Raw genomic sequence first — 18,750 nt, forward strand, 5'->3', positions numbered from 1 at the left:
CGAGAGTCGCAGCCGCGGTTCGGACTCGACCGGGTTCAGGCCGGATCGTCGGAATCGTCATCCGCATCGTCGGATTCGTCCGCGTCCGATACGGGGTTCGACCCGGTGAGTTGCCTCGCCGGCTCCGGCGTCGGAGCTCCGAGCGGAGGATGCTTGACCTGTTTCTGGATCACCGCGCTCACCCCGGCCATGAGTGGCGCTACATCGCGCTTGTTGTAGAGACGCTGGCCCAGCAGTGCTTCCACGATTCCCTTCGCGGTATCCAGATCCACCTTCCGCTCGGTCATCACCATCTGTATCACGTCGTCGACATCGGTGCGGCCGGACGCCAGCCGAAGCGCGAGGAGCATCTCGATACCGCCGTCCTGGAGAGTTTTCGCGTAATGAGCGATTCCCGCTTGTTCGAGTTCGAGGCGGTTCCGCTCGGCGAGCGCGGCGAGTTCGTGCTCGAATCTCGCGCTCTGGCTGGCGAGGCCGTGCTCGGCCTCGTTCTCCTGCATGGTGAGTCGCACCGCGTTCAACTGTGCCCGGTTCTCCGCGGCACGGTGTTCCGCGGCCCGCGCGTCGAAGATGCGCTGTTTGAGATGGCCGAACGTGTCCGGCTCCGGCCGCAGCCTGACCTTGCAGTTGAGCAGCGCTGCCCCGCAGGGCAATTCGACCGGACGTACCACGAAGGTGTTGTTGACGTGTTCCTCCGCCTCCGTGAAGCGGGCGGCTTCGAACCTGCGGCTCCGTACTCGCAGTTCGTGTTCGACGAATGGCCGGTAGATGTTCTCGCCGTTCACAACCCGATCCTGCACGGCTTGCACCGGGTTCACGATCCGCCACGACAGATCGACGTCGGCGAGGAAGTTGAGCACACCCTCCGCGGCCGGCAACTCCAACCGGAGTGACGCGTGATGTATCGAGGTGTCGACCCAGTACACCCCGGTGGGGAGATTGATGAAGGTGGTGGGTCGTCGATCGATGGGCCGCAGTTCGCCGGCGGCGTCCATGGTCACGGTGACCCAGTGCCCGCCCGACACCGGCCGGAACTTCCACCAGTCGGCCCAGGTCATACGCGCATATTGGAGCAGGTCGGATCGACCGTTCGCGCTCATGCGGATTTCTCCTTCGCAGCAATCGTTTCGAGCAGTTCCGCGACGGCCCGCCGTGGCCCGCGTGGTTCGTCGGCCCATGCGGACAGGTGGTAGGGCAGCGTTTCCGGGTCGTCGATGGCAGTTCCGAGATCGATCAGGAGACTGCCCAGCGGCCCGCACAGCCCATGGTCCCGCTCGGCGATCCCGACCCACCGGCGGATCTCGTCGTAGGCCGCGGGCATGTGAACCGGGGCAGTCAACAGGCGAGCGAAAAGGGTGACGACCGTTTCGCGGTGGGCGGTGGCCTCGGCGAGCCAGACCGGCAACGGCCATGTTGCGGTGCTGTGCGGCGTGTCGATGCCCTTGTATCGGCTCAGATCGAGGGTGCATCGAAAGCCGGTGTCGCGCAACAAGTATTTGTCGGATCGGGTCCAGCTCTCGAGTTCGCGCAGGGCGCGTTCGGTCAGGCCCGGTGACCAGAACAGCTGAACCAGACTGTAGGAGGCAGCCTGGCGCAGCGACGCCTCGGTGCTGCGAGCCGCCCGGCGCAGCAAGGTGATGGAGCGATCCGGCATCGTCTGACCGATCGCGGTCCCCAGCGCCTCGGTCGCTGCCGTCCGGAGCGGCAGCGGCTGGTCCCGGCCCATCCAGGCTCTGATCATGTTCAGGATCGGCGGCGCGAGTTCCGGCCGGAGACAGGGAAGCTGCAGTGCGCCGATCGCCGCGAACCGCTCGTGCCGATTTCCGCTGAGAGCCCACGGTTCGATCAGCAGTTCGCGAGCGCGCTCGAATTCGGAGGCCGACAGCAGGCCCACGGCAACCCCGGCGTGCGCGCACACGGCGAGATCGGGACTTCCACCGAACTCGCGCAACCATTCTCGGATTGGATGGTGCGCGGCATGGTATTCCCGCCACACGTAGTCGAGAACTCGTTCAGGGTACCGCTCATCGAGGAACCGCACCGCTCGCGCCGGGATCCGGCCGTAGTCGGTTTCCTCGTCGGCCGTGAACGATTCGGCCCGTGCGGAATCGAGCAGCCGGCTGATCGGCGACCCGAAGATCGATCGCGAGCGCTTCTTCTCGTCGGGTTCCTCCGCGTGCCCGACAAACTCGTGCAACGTGCGGCCCGCGGCGGACACGAAGTTCAGCGGCATTCGGTGGAACACCGCGACGGCGATAACGAAAGCTCGTGTCTCCGTGTCGAGTTCGTTGTCGAACCAGTCTCGGAAGCGATCGTCGTCCGCCGCGGAGTGCCGTTCGACGACATCCGCCAGAACGGCCCTGCCCGCGGACACCTCGGCCAGTTCTGCGGCGAGCAGGACGAGAGCGCGAGCCGGCGGCCGGATCTGGGCCATGCCGGCCAGCAGTTGCCGTACGGCGGGATCCGACAGCAGTTCCGTCGATTCTTCGTGCAGGTGAGCGCCGACCACACGAATCGCGTCGGCCGGCTCGCCACCGTCGAGCACGAATCGGCCGATTTCGGCGGGCAATTCCGTGGTGTCGTCCAGCACGACGACCATCCGGCAATCCCGTGCGGCCAGCGTGTGGCTCAGCTGTTCGAGGTGATAGGAGCTGGATCGCAGCATCTGCGCGGCGCCCGATGATTCCAGCAGATATCCGAGATCCGGGGTGAGCTCGATGTCGAGCGAACGCAACTGTACGTCGGGATTGAGTTTGTGTACGCCCGCTCCGGATTCCCGGTCCAGTGCGCGCAGTGCCGTTGCCGTTCGTCCCCAGCCGGACGGCGCTCGCAGCAGAACCAGTGATTCGGTGCGCAGCCGGTGGCACATCTGCTCGAACACCGCCGGTGCGGCGAACGTGCCCGCGAGCTGTGCGAGCAGCCCGGTGGAGACCGCACCGCTGGGGACGATGCGTCGTCCCGGGGCCCCGGCCAGATGGTCGCGGCCCACAAGGGTCCCGACCGTCGCATCGCCGAGAATGATGTTGTTGGCTCGGACGATGCCCCCGGAACCGACCAGGCGGCCCCGCATGGAGCCGATCGCGTCGGAAAGCAGATCGGCGGCGACGAGGGATTCCTGCAGCAGATCCCCGTCCGCGCCGGCCTCCCCGGCGGTCGCGAGTCCCGGGCCGGGGATGCTGCCGGTCGGCGCAACGCCGACAGGAGCGTCCCCGGCCGGATGCTCGGCGTGCGGTTCGCTCATACCTGTCCGCCCACATTGTCGCGGCCGATGATCGTGCGGGCCCGGACATCGCCGACGATCAGGTTGTACGCATTGACGTCGTCGCGCGCATGCTTCGGCCTGTCGGTGTGATCATCCACCGGCACAACGGTCTTCGATTTGTCGGTGGGAATCGGCGGATTCGGGTACCCCGGCACCCGAATCCAGATCCGCACCGATCCTTCGGTCGTGGCGATGAGTGCGTCGCGGTATTCGGCCGGTGTGACCGTGGCACGGTAGCCGTGACGAATCACGTTCTGGTACACCGTATCCGAGACCGCCAGTGCGCCGTCGGCCCGCGCGGCGTTCTTCAGGGTCTGCTTCAGTGTCCGGGCGTCGTTCATCCGGAACGTGGCGGTCAACGCGTCACTGAACGGGCCGTTCTCGTCCCGGCCGACGTACCCTTCGTGGACGGCCACCCGCACGCGCATCCAGTCCAGCGGCCCGACATCGTTGTTGTACCGGCGGACGGCGGCGAACAGATCCCCGATGATTCCGTCGAGAACATCCAGGACCGGCAGCGTGAAGATCAGCATGACGCCGTCGCCGCGATCGCCGTCGCGCGGGGGCGTGACGACCTCGGCGGACGGCAGCGAGTCGTGCAGGACCCGGTACAGCGCAGACCGTAGCTCACCGAGTTGCACATTGTTCCGCGTGCTGGAGCCCTCCACGTCCACGATGACGATGGTTCGGTACACGGTTTCGGTCATGGTTTTCCTTCGCGACGTTGTGACTTGCGACGACAGGTTTATCGGTGATCCCGGTCGCGGTCTGCGTCCGAATGCACACTCGGCAGATTTCCGGCGAGTTCGGCCAGAATGTCGGGCCGTAGTAGTTCGACCCAGCGGCGACCGGTCCGGACCGCGCCCGCCTCGCGCAGTCGCTTCAGCGCCTTGGCCACCATTTCCCGCGACGCGCCCGTCGCATCGGCCAGCTCGGTCTGCGACAGTGACAAGGTGATGCGCACGCTGTCGCCGGCCGTCCGGCCGTATCGGCCGGCGTAGTCGAGCAGCAACCGGGCCAGCCGCTCCGTCACGGTGTAGGCGCCGAAGTCCAAGCGCTGGACGTCGGCTTCGCGGAGCCGGCCGACCACCAGCCGCAGAAGGCCGAAGGTGGTCGCGCCGTCGCCGATGAGAAGTTCGCGAAAAGCCTTGCCCGGCACCACGATCGCAGTCACCTCGGAGACCGCCGTGACGGTGGCCGACCGTGGCCTGCCGTCGATGGCGGAGAACTCACCGAGCAGGTCGCCCGGTCCCCGGATGGCCAGCAGCGCCTGTTTGCCACTCGCGGCCGACGAGGTGACCTTCACCTCGCCTGTCTCCAGGAACAGGACATGGCCGGAGCGCTCGCCCTCGCGCAACAGAACCGCATTGGGGCCCATCGCCGCCCGGTGCCCGCCGCCGACAGGGCCTCGCGGCGCAACCGGGGTATGTCGTCCGATTCCAGTGTCTCCCCTTGCGAATCGTGACGATGCGCCGTGGCAATTTCGGGAAGCACTGTAGTGAATGATTCGGTGCGAACGCGAATACCGGCTGCCTCGAGCAGATGCGCGCGGGCCGCGGCGCCGGGATGCTCGGTGGTGTCGCGGCGTCGGTAGCGGGTATTGCGGGTGTGAGCCGAGCCGGGCGGTGGTCCCCGCCCGGCGGCAGGTAGGACGGGCCGCGGAGAGGACAGGGATGAACGCACACATCGCCGAATCGCAGCGCGCGGACAGTCCGGTCGAGGTGGAGCCGTCGTCGCCGCCGTCCGGCCCCGCCGATCTGTCCCGCGGCACATGGTGGGGGGTGCTGCGCCGGTCGGTGCGGCGGTTCCAGGACAACAACGTCATGGATTGGGCCGCGGCGCTGACCTATTACAGTGTGCTGTCGCTGTTTCCGGGGTTGATCGTGCTCACCGGGTTGCTGAGCGCGCTCGGGCGCGGGGCCACCGACTCGCTCATCGACACGATTCGCCGCATCGGGCCGGGGAGCGGCACCAGTCTGCTCATCGACGCGGTGCATCAGTTGCAGGGGGCGCGGTCGTTCGCCGGGGTGGTCGCGGTGGTCGGCATCGCGAGTGCGTTGTGGTCGGCGTCCAGCTATCTGGGTGCCTTCATGCGCGCGGTGAACGCGATCTACGGCACCGGTGAGGGGCGGCCGGCCTGGCAGACCTTCCCGCTGCGGATCGGGTTGACCGTCGTGGTCCTGGTGCTGGTCACGGTGACCGCCGCCGTCGTGTCGCTCACCGGATCGCTCGCGCGGCGGGTCGGCGACTGGATCGGGTGGGGCAGTGCGGCTGTCGCGGTGTGGAACATCGCCAAATGGCCGGTGCTGGTCGTCGTGGTGACCTTTCTCGTCGCGCTGCTCTACTGGGCCGCGCCCAATGCGCGTCAGCTCGGGTTCCGTTGGCTGACACCGGGATCCGTGCTGGCGGTGGTCGTCTGGGTGCTCGCCTCGGTCGGATTCACCGTGTACGTCAGCCATTTCGGCTCCTACAACAAGGTGTACGGGTCGCTCGCGGGCGCGGTCGTGCTGCTGATCTGGTTGTGGCTCACCAATGTCGCGATCCTGCTCGGGGCGCAGGTCGACGCCGAGATCGCCCGGGGACGGCAGATCGAGCGGGGACAGCATCCGGATACCGAGCCGGTGCTTCCGCCGCGGGCCGATCCCGAGGACTGAACGTCCCGGCGAACGGTTCCAACCCAACCGCTTGGTGGGCTATAGTTTCGGCGAAGCGACCGGTTATGTTCTGAAATCGACGAACCGGTTGGCTACAGCGGGAATTTGCGTGGCGCGCGGCGCCCGCGGGCGGAGGTGTCTGTGCCGGATCAGCTACGTTTCGACGACCGGGTCGCGATCATCACCGGGGCGGGGGGCGGGCTCGGCCGGGCATACGCCCGGCTGCTGGCCGCGCGCGGCGCGCGGATCGTCGCCAACGACATCGAGGTGCGCGACGAGGCCGGGTGCACGCCGGCGGGCCGGTTGTGCGCCGAGATCACCGAGGCGGGTGGCGCCGCAGTGGCGGTCGACGCCTCGGTCGCCGACGCGGGTGCGGGGGAGGCGGTGGTCCGCACCGCCCTCGACGCCTTCGGCCGAGCCGACATCCTGATCAACAACGCGGGCATCCTGCGCGACCGTTCCTTCGCGAAACTGTCCGAGGAGGAACTCGCGGCCGTGCACGGCGTGCACCTGTACGGGACACTCGCGGTCACCAAGGCGGCGTGGCCGGTGCTGCGCGCGGGCGGTTACGGGCGGGTGGTGCTGACCACCTCGGTCGCGGGCCTGTTCGGCAACGCGGGCCAGGCCAACTACGCCTCCGCGAAATCGGCGATGGTCGGACTCGGCCGCACGCTGGCCATCGAGGGCGCCCGCTCCGGAATCAACGTCAACATCGTGTCGCCCGGCGCCGCGACCGCGATGACCGCGAAGCTGCTGCCCGAACATCTGCACACGGCGATGGCCCCGGAGAAGGTGGCTCCGATGGTCGCCTACCTCTGTCACGAAACCTGTTCGGCGACAGGGGAGATCTTCTTCGCGTCGGCGGGCCGCTACGCGCGGAACCTGATCGTCGAGACCCCCGGCTACCGCAATCCGGAGGCGACGGTGGAGGACATCGCCACCCACCTCGGCACCATCATGGACGCGAGTACCTGGATCCTGCCCGGCGACAGTATGCAACTGCCCGAAGTCTGACCTGGCCGGCCCGCGCGGCTGCGATACTGCGGTCGGGGCCGGCGCCACGCGCCCGCGGGCGACCCGGGCGGCAATCGACGAGGGATGCGATATGGATCGGGACAGCGACACCGTCTTCATCGACGGTGAATGGATCAGGGCCCGCGGCCCGCGACGCTACGAGATCGTCTCGGCGTCCACCGAGGAGACGCTCGCGACCGCGCCGGTCGGTGCGGTGGAGGATGTCGGCGCGGCGGTCGCGGCCGCGCGCCGGGCCTTCGACGATCCGGCCGGCTGGGCGCACTGGGAACCGGAACGCCGTGCGGCCGTGCTGGATCGGTTCGCCGACGCGCTCGACGAACGCGGTTCGGAGATCGCCCGGCTGGTCACCGGCCAGAACGGGATGCCGATCACCATCTCCTCGGCGTCGGAGGCGGTCTTCCCCGGCATGCTGACCCGCTACTACGCGGGCCTGTTGCGCGATACTCCGGTCGAGACCGAACGTCCCTCGATGACCGGCGGCACGACGGTGGTGCGGCACGTGCCGATCGGCGTGGTCGCCGCGATCGTGCCCTGGAACTTCCCGCAGACGCTGACCTTCTACAAACTGGCTCCCGCCCTGGCGGCGGGCAACACGGTGGTGCTGAAACCGGCCCCGGAGACCACGCTGGACGCCTACGTGGTCGTCGAGGCCGCCACCGCCGCCGGGATTCCGCCCGGGGTGTTCAACATCGTCACCGGCGGCCCGGAAACCGGTGCGGCGCTGGTCGAACATCCGGACGTGGACAAGGTCGCGTTCACCGGGTCCACCCGGGCGGGGCGGAGCATCGCCGAGACCTGCGGCCGGTTGCTGCGCCCGGTGACCCTGGAGCTGGGCGGTAAGTCGGCGACCATCGTGCTCGACGACGTCGATCTCGCGACCGAGGTCGGGAAGATGTTCACCTGCACGCTGGTCAACAGCGGGCAGACCTGCATGCTCGGCACCCGCGTGCTCGCGCCGCGCAGCCGGTACGGCGAGGTGGTCGACGCCTTCGCCGGACTGGTCGGCATGCTGCCGGTCGGCGACCCGTTCGATCCGGGCAACATCCTGGGCCCGCTGGTCTCCGCGCGGCAGCGCGAACGGGTGGAGGGCTACATCGCGAAGGGCCGCGACGAGGCCCGGCTGGTGGCCGGCGGCGGCCGCCCGGAAGGCCTGGACAAGGGCTGGTACGTCGCCCCGACGGTGTTCGCGGATGTCGCCAACGACGCGGTGATCGCGCGGGAGGAGATCTTCGGCCCGGTGCTCGCGGTGATCCCCTACGACGACGAGGACGACGCGATCCGACTCGCCAACGACTCCGCGTACGGCCTCGGCGGCACCGTGTGGAGCGCGGATCCGGAGCGGGCCCGCGCGGTCGCCACCCGGGTCCGCACCGGCACGGTCGGCGTGAACTTCTACAACATCGACCACCACAGCCCGTTCGGTGGCATCAAGGACAGTGGCATCGGCCGGGAACTGGGCCCCGAGGGGCTGGCGTCGTTCCGGCACACCCAGTCGGTCTACCTGGGCTGACGGTCCGGCCGGCGTGCCCGGCCGGAACCCGTTGCCGCCGTTCACCTCTCGGTGACGTAGCGGGCCCGCAGTTCCCGTTTGAGCAGTTTCCCGGTCTCCGTGCGGGGCAGGCTGTCGACGAAATGCACCGCGCGCGGAGCCTTGTAGTGGGCGATCCGGCCGCGGGTGAATTCGATGATCTGCGCGGCCAATTCGGGCCCGGGCTCCGTCCCCGCGGCGGGTTGCACGAAGGCCGTGACGGATTCGCCCATCGCCTCGTCGGGCAGCCCGATCACGGCCACGTCGAAGATCGCCGGATGCAGCACGAGCGCGTTCTCGACCTCCTGCGGATAGATGTTGACGCCGCCGGAGATGATCGTGAACGACTTGCGATCGGTGAGATAGAGATACCCGTCCTCGTCGACGAAGCCGACATCGCCCGCGGTGGTCCAGGTCGGACGCTCGGGATGCCGTGCGGCGGCGCTCTTCTCGGGATCGTTGTGGTAGACGACGTGGTGGTCCGGGCGGTCGCCGTACACCGTGCCGATGTGCCGGGCGGGCAGTTCGCGGCCGTCGTCGTCGCAGATGTGCAGGACGCCGAGGATGGGCCTGCCCACGGTACCGGGCCGCTCCAGCCAGGTGGCGCTGTCGACCATCGTCATGCAGTTGCCCTCGGTGTTGGAGTAGTACTCGTACAGCACCGGTCCCCACCAGTCGATCATCCGCTGCTTGACCTCCACCGGGCAGGGCGCGGCGGCGTGCACGGCGCAGCGCAGCGAGGACACGTCGTGCGCCGCGCGAATCTCCGCCGGCAGCCGCAACATTCGCACCAGCATGGTCGGCACGAACTGACCGTGGGTGACCCGCCACCGCTCGATCGCGCGCAGGGCGGCCTCCGCGTCGAACCGCCGCATCACCACCACAGTGCCGCCGAGCGCCTGTACCGAACCCGACCAGCGCAGCGGCGCCGCGTGATACAGCGGCGCCGGGGAGAGGTACACGGTGTCGGTGCCGATACCGAAATAGCGTCGCAGCAGCCCCACCATCGGCTCGCCGCGCGGATCCCCGAGCCGGTACGGCGGCAGATCCGGCCGGACGCCCTTCGGAAAGCCCGTGGTGCCCGAGGAATACAACATCGGCACGCCGTGCGGCTCGTCCGCCGGCCGCACCGGCGAGGCCGCCGCGAGGGTCCGCTCGTAGGACTCGTGACCGGCGACCTCGCCGTCGTAGGCCAGCCGCAGCCGGAGCGACGGCGTGCGATCGACCAGAGTCGCTGCGACCGAGGCGATCTCGGGCGTGGCGCCGGAGACCACGATCGCGGCGGCGCCGGAGTCGCCGACGATGTAGGCGGCCTCGTCCGCGGTCAGGGAGCGGTTGATCGCGGTCAGGTACAGCCCGGAACGCAGTGCCGCCCAATAGACCTCGAAGGCGCGCAGCGTGTTCTCGGTGAGCAGCGCCAGCACGTCGCCGGGCCGCAGCCCGGCCGCCCGCAACGCGCCGGCGAGGCGGATCGACCGATCCTCGAGCTCGGCGTAGGTGAGGACCTCACCGGTGTCGGCCAGCACGGCCGCCGGCCGGTCGGGGGTCGCGGCGGCGTACGTCGCGGGACAGAGCATCCCGGCATCCTTTCGCTTCCGGTAATCCCATACGTCGAGTATGGTCGGGTCAGATCTTACCCAACCAAATGGTCGATTACGTGGGATCGATCAAGTCGCCGAAGGAGAACCGCGGCATGCGAGACTGGCCATACGAGGTGTTCCCGACCGGCTGGTACCAGATCGGCTATTCGGCGGAGCTGCAACCCGGCGAGGTCCGGCCGGTCCGGTACTTCGACCGCGAACTGGTGCTGTTCCGCACCGAGGCGGGCAGGTTGGCGCTGCTGGACGCCTACTGCCCGCATCTGGGCGCCCACCTCGGCTACGGCGGCACCGTCGTGGACGACTGCATCGAATGCCCGTTCCACGGCTGGCGCTGGCGCACCGACGGATCCCTGGGAACGATTCCCTACGACCCCGAAGCCAACCGGCGAGTCAGGATCGAATCCTGGCCGACCCGAGAGGTCGCCGGGCTCCTGCTCACCTGGTACGACGCCTTCGGTCGCGAACCGTTCTGGGAATGGCCGGGCATCACCGAATTCCTCGACGAGGAGAACTTCTACCCGATCTTCCCGCAGGGCGCCGACCACATCGGTATCCGGAAGATCATCCCGCAGTCGCCGGTGGAGAACACCCCGGATTTCGAGCACTTCCCCTTCGTGCACGGCGCCGGTCGCGCCGGCAACCCCATCACCTGGGAGGAGAAGGAGCACTACCTGCGCACCCGGATCAGCTTCCTGTTCGGCGCGCACAAGGCCAAGACCTGGCTCACCCCGGACGGCCCGGTGGAGGGCGAGATCGAAACGGAGGCTTGGGGTCTGGGGCTGTCCAACGCGCGGTTCACACTCGGCGACTTCGTCACCTCGCAGCTGACCGCCACCACCCCGGTCGACGCCGAGCACTCGGAACTGTTCGACACCATCACCGCGAGCCGGGAACCGGGCGACTCCGGGCCCGAGCCGACCGGCAAGGCGGGCAAGATGATCACCTTCCAGAAGGGCCAGATCCGGCACGACTTCAAGATCTGGGAGAACCAGCGCTACGTGGAGCATCCGCCGTTCGCGGGGCGGGAGGCCGAGGCCTATGCCTCGTTCCGGCGCTGGTCGAAGCAGTTCTACTTCGGGCCCGACGGCGAGTCGGCGCCGGGTGCCGGCGGGGGACAGCAGGCCGGCTGATTCCCGACCGACCGGCCGGGATCGGAAATATCATCGAGGAGCGGATGCGACGTGGCAGCCGCGGGCAAGATCGGATCGACATGATGGCTGCGACCGTCGACGAAGTGTTCCGGGAGCGGGTGCGGCGGACGCCGGACGCTCCGATCGCGGACTGTGGCAGTGGCCCGGTCACTTTCGCCGAAATCGACCGGCGGACCGATCGGCTGGCCGCCGGTCTCGCCGCCCTCGGCGTGCGGCCCGGCGACCGGATCGCGCTGATCGTGCCGAACCGCCCGGAGATGATCGAACTGCTCATCGCCACCGCGAAACTCGGCGCGGTGCAGGTGCCGCTGAACTACTGGCTGCGCGGTGAATTCCTGCGGTACCAGCTCGCCGACTGCGGGGCCCGGATCCTCGTGGCCGACGAACTCGGGTACGCCTCCGCGGCGCCGCTGCTCGGCGAGACCGGGATCGAGCAGGTGGTGCTGCTGGACACGCCGGCCACCGGCACGGTCTCCTACGCCGCTGTGCTCGCGGCCGGCGATGCGGAATGGACTCCGCGGCAAGCGAATCCGTCGGACCTGCTGGCGATCCTGTACACCTCCGGAACCACCGCGCTGCCGAAGGGCTGCATGCTCAGCACCGGCTACTACGTCACGGTCGGCCGTTCGTACGGCGAGCGCGGCTGGGTGCGACCCGGCGACCGCGTGTACACGGCGTTCCCGCTGTTCCACTCCAGCGGGCAGATGGTGGCCTTCATGTCGGCGCTGGTGAACGACGCCGACATCGTCGTCGCCCCCGAATTCCACGCCGCCACCTTCATGGCCGACGCCCGCGCGGCCGGCGCGACCATGCTGGTCGGCGTCGGCGTGATGGCTCAGGCCATCCTGGAGCAACCGCCGCATCCCGACGACGCGACCTCCCGCTTCCGGCTCGCCTCCTGGGTCCCGTTACCCGAGGATCGGCAGGCGGAATTCGAACGCCGCTTCGCCACCCCGGTGATGTCGGAGGGGTACGGCCAGACCGAATGCGTGCCGATCTCGGCCAGCGCCGTCGACGGCGCCCGGGTCCGCGCTTCCGCCGGACTGACCGCCCCCGCGGTCGACGTCCGCGTCGTCGACGAGAACGACGAGATCCTGCCCGCCGGACGCTCGGGTGAGATCGTGGTCCGTCCTCGAATCCCGAACGCCACCTTCCAGGGCTACTGGAACAAGCCCGCCGAAACGGTGTCGGCCTGGCAGAGCCTCTGGCACCACACCGGTGATTTCGGCTACCTCGATGTCGGCGGGTACCTGCACTTCGTCGACCGCAAGAAGGATGTGCTGCGCCGCCGCGGCGAGAACGTGTCCTCCCTGCAACTGGAACAGGTCATCCGCGCCCACCCCGCGGTCGCCGACGTCGCCGTCTGCGCGGTCCCCGCCCCACTCGGCGACGACGACATCAAGGCCTGTGTGGTGCTGCACCCGGACCAGGCTCTCACCGCCGCCGACCTGTTCGACTTCCTGCGGGATCGGGTGCCCTACTTCGCGATTCCGCGCTATCTCGACGTACGCGCCGAACTCCCGGTGAACGCGCTGGGCCGCGTGATGAAGCACGTGCTGCGCGCAGAGGGCGCCGGGCCCACGGTCGCGGACCTGGAGGCACAGGGCCTGGTGGTGCCGCGTGACGAACGTCGCGGCCCCGCAAGGGATCCGGTCGCCTGAATCCGGCGCTGCCCGCGTCCGCCCGCCCGTGCCGCCCGCGAGCTGGCCCGTGCGATGCGCCCTCGGTCCGCAACGGCCGCCGCCGCGGGCTCGCGGGTCAGGTAGCAGGAGTATTTCCGGGGTGTGGCCGCCGCGATCTCGCGGGTCGGGCGGCGGGAGTGGTTCCGGGGTGTGGCCGCCGCGATCTCGCGGGTCAGGCGGCGGGAGTGGTGCCGCGGTGCGTGCCCTCCGCGATCTCGCGAGCGCGTGGATAGTCGGCCTTGCCGTTGGGGGAGCGCGGCACCGTAGCCACCACGGCGATCGACTTCGGCGCCTTGTACCCCGCCAGCCGCGACTTCACGTGCGCGATCAGCTCCGCCGGAGTCGGCTCCGCCGCGCCCACCGGCGCGACAACCGCGCAGACCGCTTGTCCTCATTGCGGATCCGGCACGCCGACGACGAGGGCGTCGGCCACGTCCGGATGCCCGAGCAGCACCGCCTCCACCTCCTCGGTGTAGATCTTCTCCCCGGCGCTGTTGATACACAACGAATCCCGGCCCAGCAGCTGAATTCTCCCGTCCGCCTCGACGATCGCGCGATCACCGGGCAACGCCATCCGCACCCCGTCGACGGTGACGAAGGTGGCGGCGGACTTCTCCTCGTCCTTGTAGTAGCCCAGCGGCACCCGATTCCCCACGGCGAGCCGGCCGACCACCCCCGAACCCGGTGTGACAGGCCGCAATTCGTCGTCGAGCACGGCGGCGTGGGGTCCGATCTCGAAACGCGCGGTGGTCGCCACATCGTCCTTGGTCGATATCGACCACCCCATCCCGAACCCCTCCGAGGAGGAGAACCCGTCCACGATGGTCAGCGACGGACACTGTTCCAGCAGACCGGCTTTCACCGCATCACTGAGAAACGCGCCCGACGAGAGCAGATTCCCCAGGCACGAGATGTCCCACCGCCCCGGCTCCCGCGCCATGGTCTCCAGAATCGGCCGCCCGAACGCGTCCCCGACCATGGCGAGACTGCGCACCCGCAGCCCGTGCACGGTGTCGAGCAACTCCACCGGGTCGAATCCGTGCCCCCGCAACGAGATCACGCATCCCCCGTCGTTGAGCGTCAGATAACCACCGAACAGGCCCGTCCCGTGCATCATCGGACTCGCGGAGACATGGGTACGCCCCGGCTCCGTGATGAACCTCCGCATCCCGGGAATCCCGTCCTCGATCGGATACGACGGGGGACCGACGGAATTCAACTGCATGAAGATGTCGTACTGCCGCCACATCACCCCCTTCGGCATCCCGGTGGTCCCTCCCGTGTACAGCAGGAACAGATCCTCCCCACTGCGCCCCCACCTCGACCGGGTCTGCCCCGCAGCGCTTCCCGCCGCCTGCTCGTACGGAATCGCCCAGGCCGGGCACACGGCGGTCCCGTCGTCGACATGGATCCAGCTCCGCACCGCCGGCAACTCGGCCCGCACCTCCCCGACCTGCTCGGTGAACGCCCCGTGGAACACCACCGCCGTGATGTCGGCGTTGCGCCACAGATACAGCAGCTCGTCCCGCCGGTACCGATAGTTGGTGTTGACCGCGGGAATACCGATCTTGGTGGCGGCGAACATCACCTCGAGATACTCGGGCGAGTTCCGCAGGCACAGCGCGACCCGATCGTCCCGAGCGGCCCGCCCGTCGAGCAGCGCGGCCGCAAGACCGTCTGCCCGGCGGTCGAATTCGGCCCACGTGAACACCCGCTCGCCCTGCCGCTGCGCGGGCGCCCCCGGCAGCTCCTCCGCGACCATCTCCCAGAAGTCGGCGAAGTTCCAATGGCTCGGCTCGACCATCCGTCCCACCTTCATCGGTAGTGCTGCTGACATCCGCCATTTTGCCAACCATGTAGTCGGTTTGAGGGGAAACGAGAATTCCGGCCACACTCGCCCTCGCGTCGCGCCCGCACGAGCCGGTACAGAAAACGCTGTGTATCAGGCAGTGTGCGGGTCGGACGAGGACCGCGACAGATCGATACGGCGTGGTCTGATATCAACCAGAGGGTCGGTAAAGGAGATGAGACGCTGTCTCACACCGGGCTTCCCGATCCGGCGAGCAGGGGTTCGACCCCGGCGGGCAGGGAGTGGTCGCCGGCCGCGGCGCGGACGTGGGCTTCGAGCGTCTCGCGGAAGGCGGTGGCGGCGTGGGTGGGTGCGACGTCCTTGCGGTGGGCGAGCGCGACGAGGCGGTGGAGGGTGCGCGTATCCCGGGCGGTGTCCAGGGCGAGGGGGCTGCCGCGCAGGGCGGGGTGGCCCGCCAGCACCATGCTGGGTACCACCGCCACGCCGAGGCCCGCCTCGACGAAGCGCAGGACCGCGTCCATCTCGCCGCCCTCGACGGCCAGGCGCGGCTGGAAGCCGGCGTGCCGGCAGGCGGCGATGGTCGCCTCGCGGAGGTCGTAGCCGGGGCGGAACATGACCAGCGGCCGATCACGGAGGTCGGTGATGGTCAGGCGGCTCGGGAGCGAGTCGTCGTGGCGCGCGGCGACGACCAGGTCCTCGCGCAGGATCGGCGTCGTCGCCAGTGGTGTGCCGTCGGCCAGGGGCAGGATCACCAGGGCCAGGTCGAGGGCGCCGCGGGTGAGCTCGCGCACCAGATCGCGGGAGCCGCCCTCCTCGACCATCAACTCGATACCGGGATGGGCGTCGTGGAACCGCCGCAGCGCATCCGCCAGCAGGCCGGAACACAGCGAGGGGGTGGCGCCCACGCGTAGCCGGCCGCGGCGCAGCCCGATCAACTCCTGCACCTCGAGCCGTGCGGTGTCCACATCCGCGAGGATCCGTTCGGCGAGCGGCAGCAGGGCCTCACCCGCCGGCGTCAGGGTGATGTTGCCGCGGGCGCGGCTGAACAGCGGGGCTCCCAGTTCGGTCTCCAGCGCCCGGATCTGCTTGGACAGGGACGGCTGTGCGACGCGCAGCGTGTCGGCCGCCCGGGTGAAGTGCCGGGCCCGCGCCACGGCCAGGAAATACGACAACTGCTGCAACTGCACGTCCACAGCCTAGAACCGGTTTTTCCCCGGTCGCAATTTCGAATCCGGTAGAACGGCGGGAAATTCGGGTGCGTGTGAAAACTCTCACGGACCGAAATTCCTACCGAATGTAGTAAATGATGGCGCAGCTCGCTCGATAGCCTGCGGTCATCGTGACCAGTCCGGAACGGACTTGGACGTCCGGAACCGGCCGGACGTAGTTTCCGGGCATGGTTACGGCACTCCCCGCGGTGTACCGCTCCACGGTCGGCAGGAAGGCCGTCATGGCGGTGACCGGTGGCATTCTCGTGTTGTTTCTGATCGCGCACGCGTTCGGGAATCTGAAGGTATTCCTCGGCCCGGCCGAGTTCGACGGTTACGCGTCCTGGCTGCGGACGATCGGTGAGCCGGCGCTGCCGCGCCGGTGGTTCCTCTCGCTGCTCGAGATCGGGCTCACCGTCAGTGTGGTCCTGCACGTGTGGTCGGCGGTGACCCTCGCCCGCGCGGCCCGCCGCGCCCGGCCCGTCCGATACGCGGTGCGCCGGCGATCGCGTGCGCACGGATACGCCGTCCACACGATGCGGTACGGCGGCGTCGTCATCGCGCTGTTCCTGATCTGGCATCTGCTCGACCTGACCTTCGGCGCGGTGAACCCGCTGGGCGGCAACGGAACTCCGTACACCGCGGTCGTCGCCGACTTCGCGCCCGGCCGCTGGTACGTCACCGTGTTCTACGTCGCCGCCGTGGTCATGGTCGGACTGCATCTGCGGCACGGGATCCGCAGCGCCTTCCAGACTCTCGGCCTCGCGAGCCGTCGCAGTTACGCCGCCTACGACCTGCTCGCGGCGGTCGTCTCGATCGTCCTGGTCGCCGGCTTCCTGGCCGTTCCGATCGCCGTCACATTCGGATGGGTGAAATGATCACGCACAACCCCTATCTCACCGGCGCGCCGCTCGCCGACACCAAGGCGCCGGGCGGGCCCATCGAGAATCGCTGGACCACAAGGACATTCGAGGCCAAGCTGGTCAATCCGGCGAACAAGCGCCGGAAGACGATCATCGTCGTCGGTACCGGTCTCGCGGGCGGCTCGGCCGCCGCGACCCTGGGCGAGCAGGGCTACCGGGTGCTCCAGTTCTGTTTCCAGGACTCCCCGCGCCGGGCCCATTCGATCGCCGCGCAGGGCGGGATCAACGCGGCGAAGAACTATCGCAACGACGGCGACAGCGTGTACCGGCTGTTCCACGACACGATCAAGGGCGGGGACTACCGCGCGCGGGAGTCGAATGTGCACCGGCTCGCGGAGATCTCGACGCGGATCATCGATCAGTGTGTGGCGCAGGGTGTTCCGTTCGCCCGGGAGTACGGCGGGCTGCTCGACAACCGATCCTTCGGCGGCACACAGGTTTCCCGTACCTTCTACGCCCGCGGCCAGACCGGGCAGCAGTTGCTGCTGGGCGCCTACCAGGCCCTGATGCGGCAGGTCGACGCGGGCACCGTCGAACTGCACGCGCGGCACGAGATGCTCGATCTGATCATCGCCGACGGCGTGGCGCGGGGCGTGGTCGTGCGCGATCTGGTCACCGGCGCGATCGTCTCCCACACCGCGGACGCGGTCGTGCTGGCCACCGGCGGATACGCCAACATCTACTTCCTGTCGACCAACGCCATGGGTTCGAACATCACCGCCGCCTGGCGCGCGCACCGGCACGGCGCGTATTTCGCGAATCCGTGTTTCACCCAGATCCACCCGACCTGTATTCCGCCCTCGGGCGACCATCAATCCAAGCTGACGCTCATGTCGGAGTCGCTGCGCAACGACGGCCGGGTATGGGTACCCGACAGGCCCGGCGACGATCGCCCGCCCGCCGATATCCCCGAGCGCGAGCGCGACTATTTCCTGGAACGCCGCTATCCCGCCTACGGCAACCTGGTCCCGCGCGACATCGCCTCCCGCGCGGCGAAGAACGTCTGCGACGAGGGCCGGGGCGTCGGCCCGGGCGGCCTCGGCGTCTATCTCGATTTCGCCGAGGCGATGACCCGGCTCGGCCCCGAGGCCGTGAAAGCCAAGTACGCCAACCTCTTCACCATGTACGAGCGGATCACCGGGGAGAATCCGTATCGGGTGCCCATGCGCATCTACCCCGCTGTGCACTACACGATGGGCGGCCTGTGGGTCGACTACGACCTGCAATCCACCGTTCCCGGACTGTTCGTCATCGGCGAGGCGAATTTCTCCGACCACGGCGCCAACCGGCTGGGCGCCTCGGCGCTCATGCAGGGCCTCGCCGACGGATATTTCGTGCTGCCCACCACGATCGGCGATTATCTGGCCCGCGCGACCGCGGCCGAGATTCCCGCGACCGCGATCGAGGCGGCGGAGAATCGGGTCACCGCGACGATCGATCGGCTGCTGTCCGTCCGCGGCGACCGCACCGCCGACCATTTCCACCGCCGGCTCGGCCACATCATGTGGGAATACTGCGGTATGGAGCGCACCGAGGCGGGCCTGCGGAAGGCCGCGGAACTCGTCCCCGCCCTCCGCGCGGAATTCTGGTCCCGCGTCGACGTGCCCGGCTCCGGCACGGACCTCAACCAATCCCTCGAACGCGCGGGCCGGGTCGCCGATTTCCTGGAACTGGCCGAACTCATGGTGATCGACGCCCTGCACCGGGCCGAATCCGCCGGCGGTCATTTCCGCGCCGAATCACAGACCGCGGACGGCGAGGCCGCCCGCGACGACGAGAATTTCGCCTACGTCGCGGCCTGGGAATGGAACGGTCCCGGCCTGCCCCCGACCCTCCACAAGGAGGCCCTGGAATTCGAATACGCCCACCCGACAACCCGTTCCTACACATAGAGAG

Annotated in this window: 14 protein-coding genes and 1 pseudogene; 7 read left to right on the forward strand and 8 right to left on the reverse strand. The window is 68.8% G+C overall.

What is annotated here, in order from left to right:
• Nucleotides 1-35: 35 nt before the first annotated feature.
• The 4 genes from NRB56_RS23800 to NRB56_RS38430 are packed head-to-tail and all read right to left on the reverse strand — an operon-like array spanning nucleotide 36 to nucleotide 4,640.
• Nucleotides 36-1,100 carry a hypothetical protein gene (locus NRB56_RS23800; RefSeq protein WP_153345749.1) on the reverse strand — a complete coding sequence of 355 codons (1,065 nt, stop codon included), beginning with the start codon at nucleotides 1,098-1,100 and terminating at the stop codon, nucleotides 36-38.
• Nucleotides 1,097-3,241, reverse strand: coding sequence for a hypothetical protein (locus tag NRB56_RS23805; RefSeq protein ID WP_153345751.1), 2,145 nt, complete (start codon nucleotides 3,239-3,241; stop codon nucleotides 1,097-1,099). The genes NRB56_RS23800 and NRB56_RS23805 overlap by 4 nt, the downstream gene beginning before the upstream one ends.
• Nucleotides 3,238-3,969, reverse strand: coding sequence for a hypothetical protein (locus NRB56_RS23810; protein WP_153345753.1), 732 nt, complete (start codon nucleotides 3,967-3,969; stop codon nucleotides 3,238-3,240). Before NRB56_RS23810 ends, NRB56_RS23805 begins: the two co-directional genes overlap by 4 nt.
• 38 nt (nucleotides 3,970-4,007) lie before the next feature.
• Nucleotides 4,008-4,640: a Crp/Fnr family transcriptional regulator gene (locus NRB56_RS38430; RefSeq protein ID WP_194290957.1), complete on the reverse strand. Its 633-nt coding sequence runs from the start codon at nucleotides 4,638-4,640 to the stop codon at nucleotides 4,008-4,010.
• Between the two features lie 295 nt (nucleotides 4,641-4,935).
• Between NRB56_RS38430 and NRB56_RS23820 the strand changes: the two genes are divergently transcribed.
• From NRB56_RS23820 to NRB56_RS23830, 3 genes are all read left to right on the forward strand, one after another.
• Nucleotides 4,936-5,916, forward strand: coding sequence for a YihY/virulence factor BrkB family protein (locus NRB56_RS23820; RefSeq protein ID WP_153345757.1), 981 nt, complete (start codon nucleotides 4,936-4,938; stop codon nucleotides 5,914-5,916).
• A 141-nt stretch (nucleotides 5,917-6,057) separates the two neighbouring features.
• On the forward strand, nucleotides 6,058-6,930 hold the full coding sequence (locus tag NRB56_RS23825) for an SDR family NAD(P)-dependent oxidoreductase (protein WP_319943439.1): 873 nt from the start codon (nucleotides 6,058-6,060) through the stop codon (nucleotides 6,928-6,930).
• Between the two features lie 91 nt (nucleotides 6,931-7,021).
• A complete protein-coding gene (locus NRB56_RS23830) occupies nucleotides 7,022-8,461 on the forward strand; it encodes an aldehyde dehydrogenase (RefSeq protein WP_153345761.1) in 1,440 nt (479 codons plus the stop codon).
• Nucleotides 8,462-8,502: 41 nt separating this feature from the next.
• Here NRB56_RS23830 and NRB56_RS23835 read toward each other — a convergent pair whose 3' ends face one another.
• Complete coding sequence (locus tag NRB56_RS23835) at nucleotides 8,503-10,056, reverse strand: acyl-CoA synthetase (protein WP_153345763.1); 1,554 nt, start codon at nucleotides 10,054-10,056, stop codon at nucleotides 8,503-8,505.
• A gap of 116 nt (nucleotides 10,057-10,172) precedes the next feature.
• On the opposite strand from NRB56_RS23835, the gene NRB56_RS23840 reads away from it, so the two are divergent.
• Together NRB56_RS23840 and NRB56_RS38435 are read left to right on the forward strand one after the other, a co-directional pair.
• Complete coding sequence (locus NRB56_RS23840; protein WP_194290958.1) at nucleotides 10,173-11,210, forward strand: Rieske 2Fe-2S domain-containing protein; 1,038 nt, start codon at nucleotides 10,173-10,175, stop codon at nucleotides 11,208-11,210.
• Between the two features lie 80 nt (nucleotides 11,211-11,290).
• Nucleotides 11,291-12,892 (forward strand): AMP-binding protein, encoded by a 1,602-nt coding sequence (locus NRB56_RS38435; protein WP_194290959.1) that lies wholly within the window; start codon nucleotides 11,291-11,293, stop codon nucleotides 12,890-12,892.
• A gap of 193 nt (nucleotides 12,893-13,085) precedes the next feature.
• Here the strand turns inward: NRB56_RS38435 and NRB56_RS39245 are convergent.
• The 3 genes and pseudogenes from NRB56_RS39245 to NRB56_RS23860 form a co-directional block, all read right to left on the reverse strand.
• Nucleotides 13,086-13,292 (reverse strand): annotated as a pseudogene (locus NRB56_RS39245) (AMP-binding enzyme); the annotation flags it as partial.
• Between the two features lie 12 nt (nucleotides 13,293-13,304).
• Nucleotides 13,305-14,717 carry an AMP-binding protein gene (locus NRB56_RS23855; RefSeq protein WP_227838240.1) on the reverse strand — a complete coding sequence of 471 codons (1,413 nt, stop codon included), beginning with the start codon at nucleotides 14,715-14,717 and terminating at the stop codon, nucleotides 13,305-13,307.
• A gap of 233 nt (nucleotides 14,718-14,950) precedes the next feature.
• Nucleotides 14,951-15,910, reverse strand: a complete 960-nt coding sequence (locus tag NRB56_RS23860) for a LysR family transcriptional regulator (protein ID WP_319943440.1) — start codon at nucleotides 15,908-15,910, stop codon at nucleotides 14,951-14,953.
• Between the two features lie 209 nt (nucleotides 15,911-16,119).
• On the opposite strand from NRB56_RS23860, the gene NRB56_RS23865 reads away from it, so the two are divergent.
• Both NRB56_RS23865 and NRB56_RS23870 read left to right on the forward strand, forming a co-directional pair.
• Nucleotides 16,120-16,809 carry a succinate dehydrogenase cytochrome b subunit gene (locus tag NRB56_RS23865; protein WP_153345769.1) on the forward strand — a complete coding sequence of 230 codons (690 nt, stop codon included), beginning with the start codon at nucleotides 16,120-16,122 and terminating at the stop codon, nucleotides 16,807-16,809.
• Nucleotides 16,806-18,746 (forward strand): fumarate reductase/succinate dehydrogenase flavoprotein subunit, encoded by a 1,941-nt coding sequence (locus NRB56_RS23870; RefSeq protein ID WP_153345771.1) that lies wholly within the window; start codon nucleotides 16,806-16,808, stop codon nucleotides 18,744-18,746. The genes NRB56_RS23865 and NRB56_RS23870 overlap by 4 nt, the downstream gene beginning before the upstream one ends.
• The last annotated feature ends 4 nt before the right edge of the window (nucleotides 18,747-18,750 follow it).

Source organism: Nocardia aurantia (genome assembly GCF_009604425.1).
Lineage (GTDB): Bacteria > Actinomycetota > Actinomycetes > Mycobacteriales > Mycobacteriaceae > Nocardia > Nocardia aurantia.

Coding starts and splice junctions, on each gene's coding strand:
- NRB56_RS23800 (WP_153345749.1), bottom strand. CDS start 1,100: ATGAGCGCGAACGGTCGATCCGACCTGCTCCAATATGCGCGTATGACC.
- NRB56_RS23805 (WP_153345751.1), bottom strand. CDS start 3,241: ATGAGCGAACCGCACGCCGAGCATCCGGCCGGGGACGCTCCTGTCGGC.
- NRB56_RS23810 (WP_153345753.1), bottom strand. CDS start 3,969: ATGACCGAAACCGTGTACCGAACCATCGTCATCGTGGACGTGGAGGGC.
- NRB56_RS38430 (WP_194290957.1), bottom strand. CDS start 4,640: ATGGGCCCCAATGCGGTTCTGTTGCGCGAGGGCGAGCGCTCCGGCCAT.
- NRB56_RS23820 (WP_153345757.1), top strand. CDS start 4,936: ATGAACGCACACATCGCCGAATCGCAGCGCGCGGACAGTCCGGTCGAG.
- NRB56_RS23830 (WP_153345761.1), top strand. CDS start 7,022: ATGGATCGGGACAGCGACACCGTCTTCATCGACGGTGAATGGATCAGG.
- NRB56_RS23835 (WP_153345763.1), bottom strand. CDS start 10,056: ATGCTCTGTCCCGCGACGTACGCCGCCGCGACCCCCGACCGGCCGGCG.
- NRB56_RS23840 (WP_194290958.1), top strand. CDS start 10,173: ATGCGAGACTGGCCATACGAGGTGTTCCCGACCGGCTGGTACCAGATC.
- NRB56_RS38435 (WP_194290959.1), top strand. CDS start 11,291: ATGATGGCTGCGACCGTCGACGAAGTGTTCCGGGAGCGGGTGCGGCGG.
- NRB56_RS23855 (WP_227838240.1), bottom strand. CDS start 14,717: ATGGTCGAGCCGAGCCATTGGAACTTCGCCGACTTCTGGGAGATGGTC.
- NRB56_RS23865 (WP_153345769.1), top strand. CDS start 16,120: ATGGTTACGGCACTCCCCGCGGTGTACCGCTCCACGGTCGGCAGGAAG.
- NRB56_RS23870 (WP_153345771.1), top strand. CDS start 16,806: ATGATCACGCACAACCCCTATCTCACCGGCGCGCCGCTCGCCGACACC.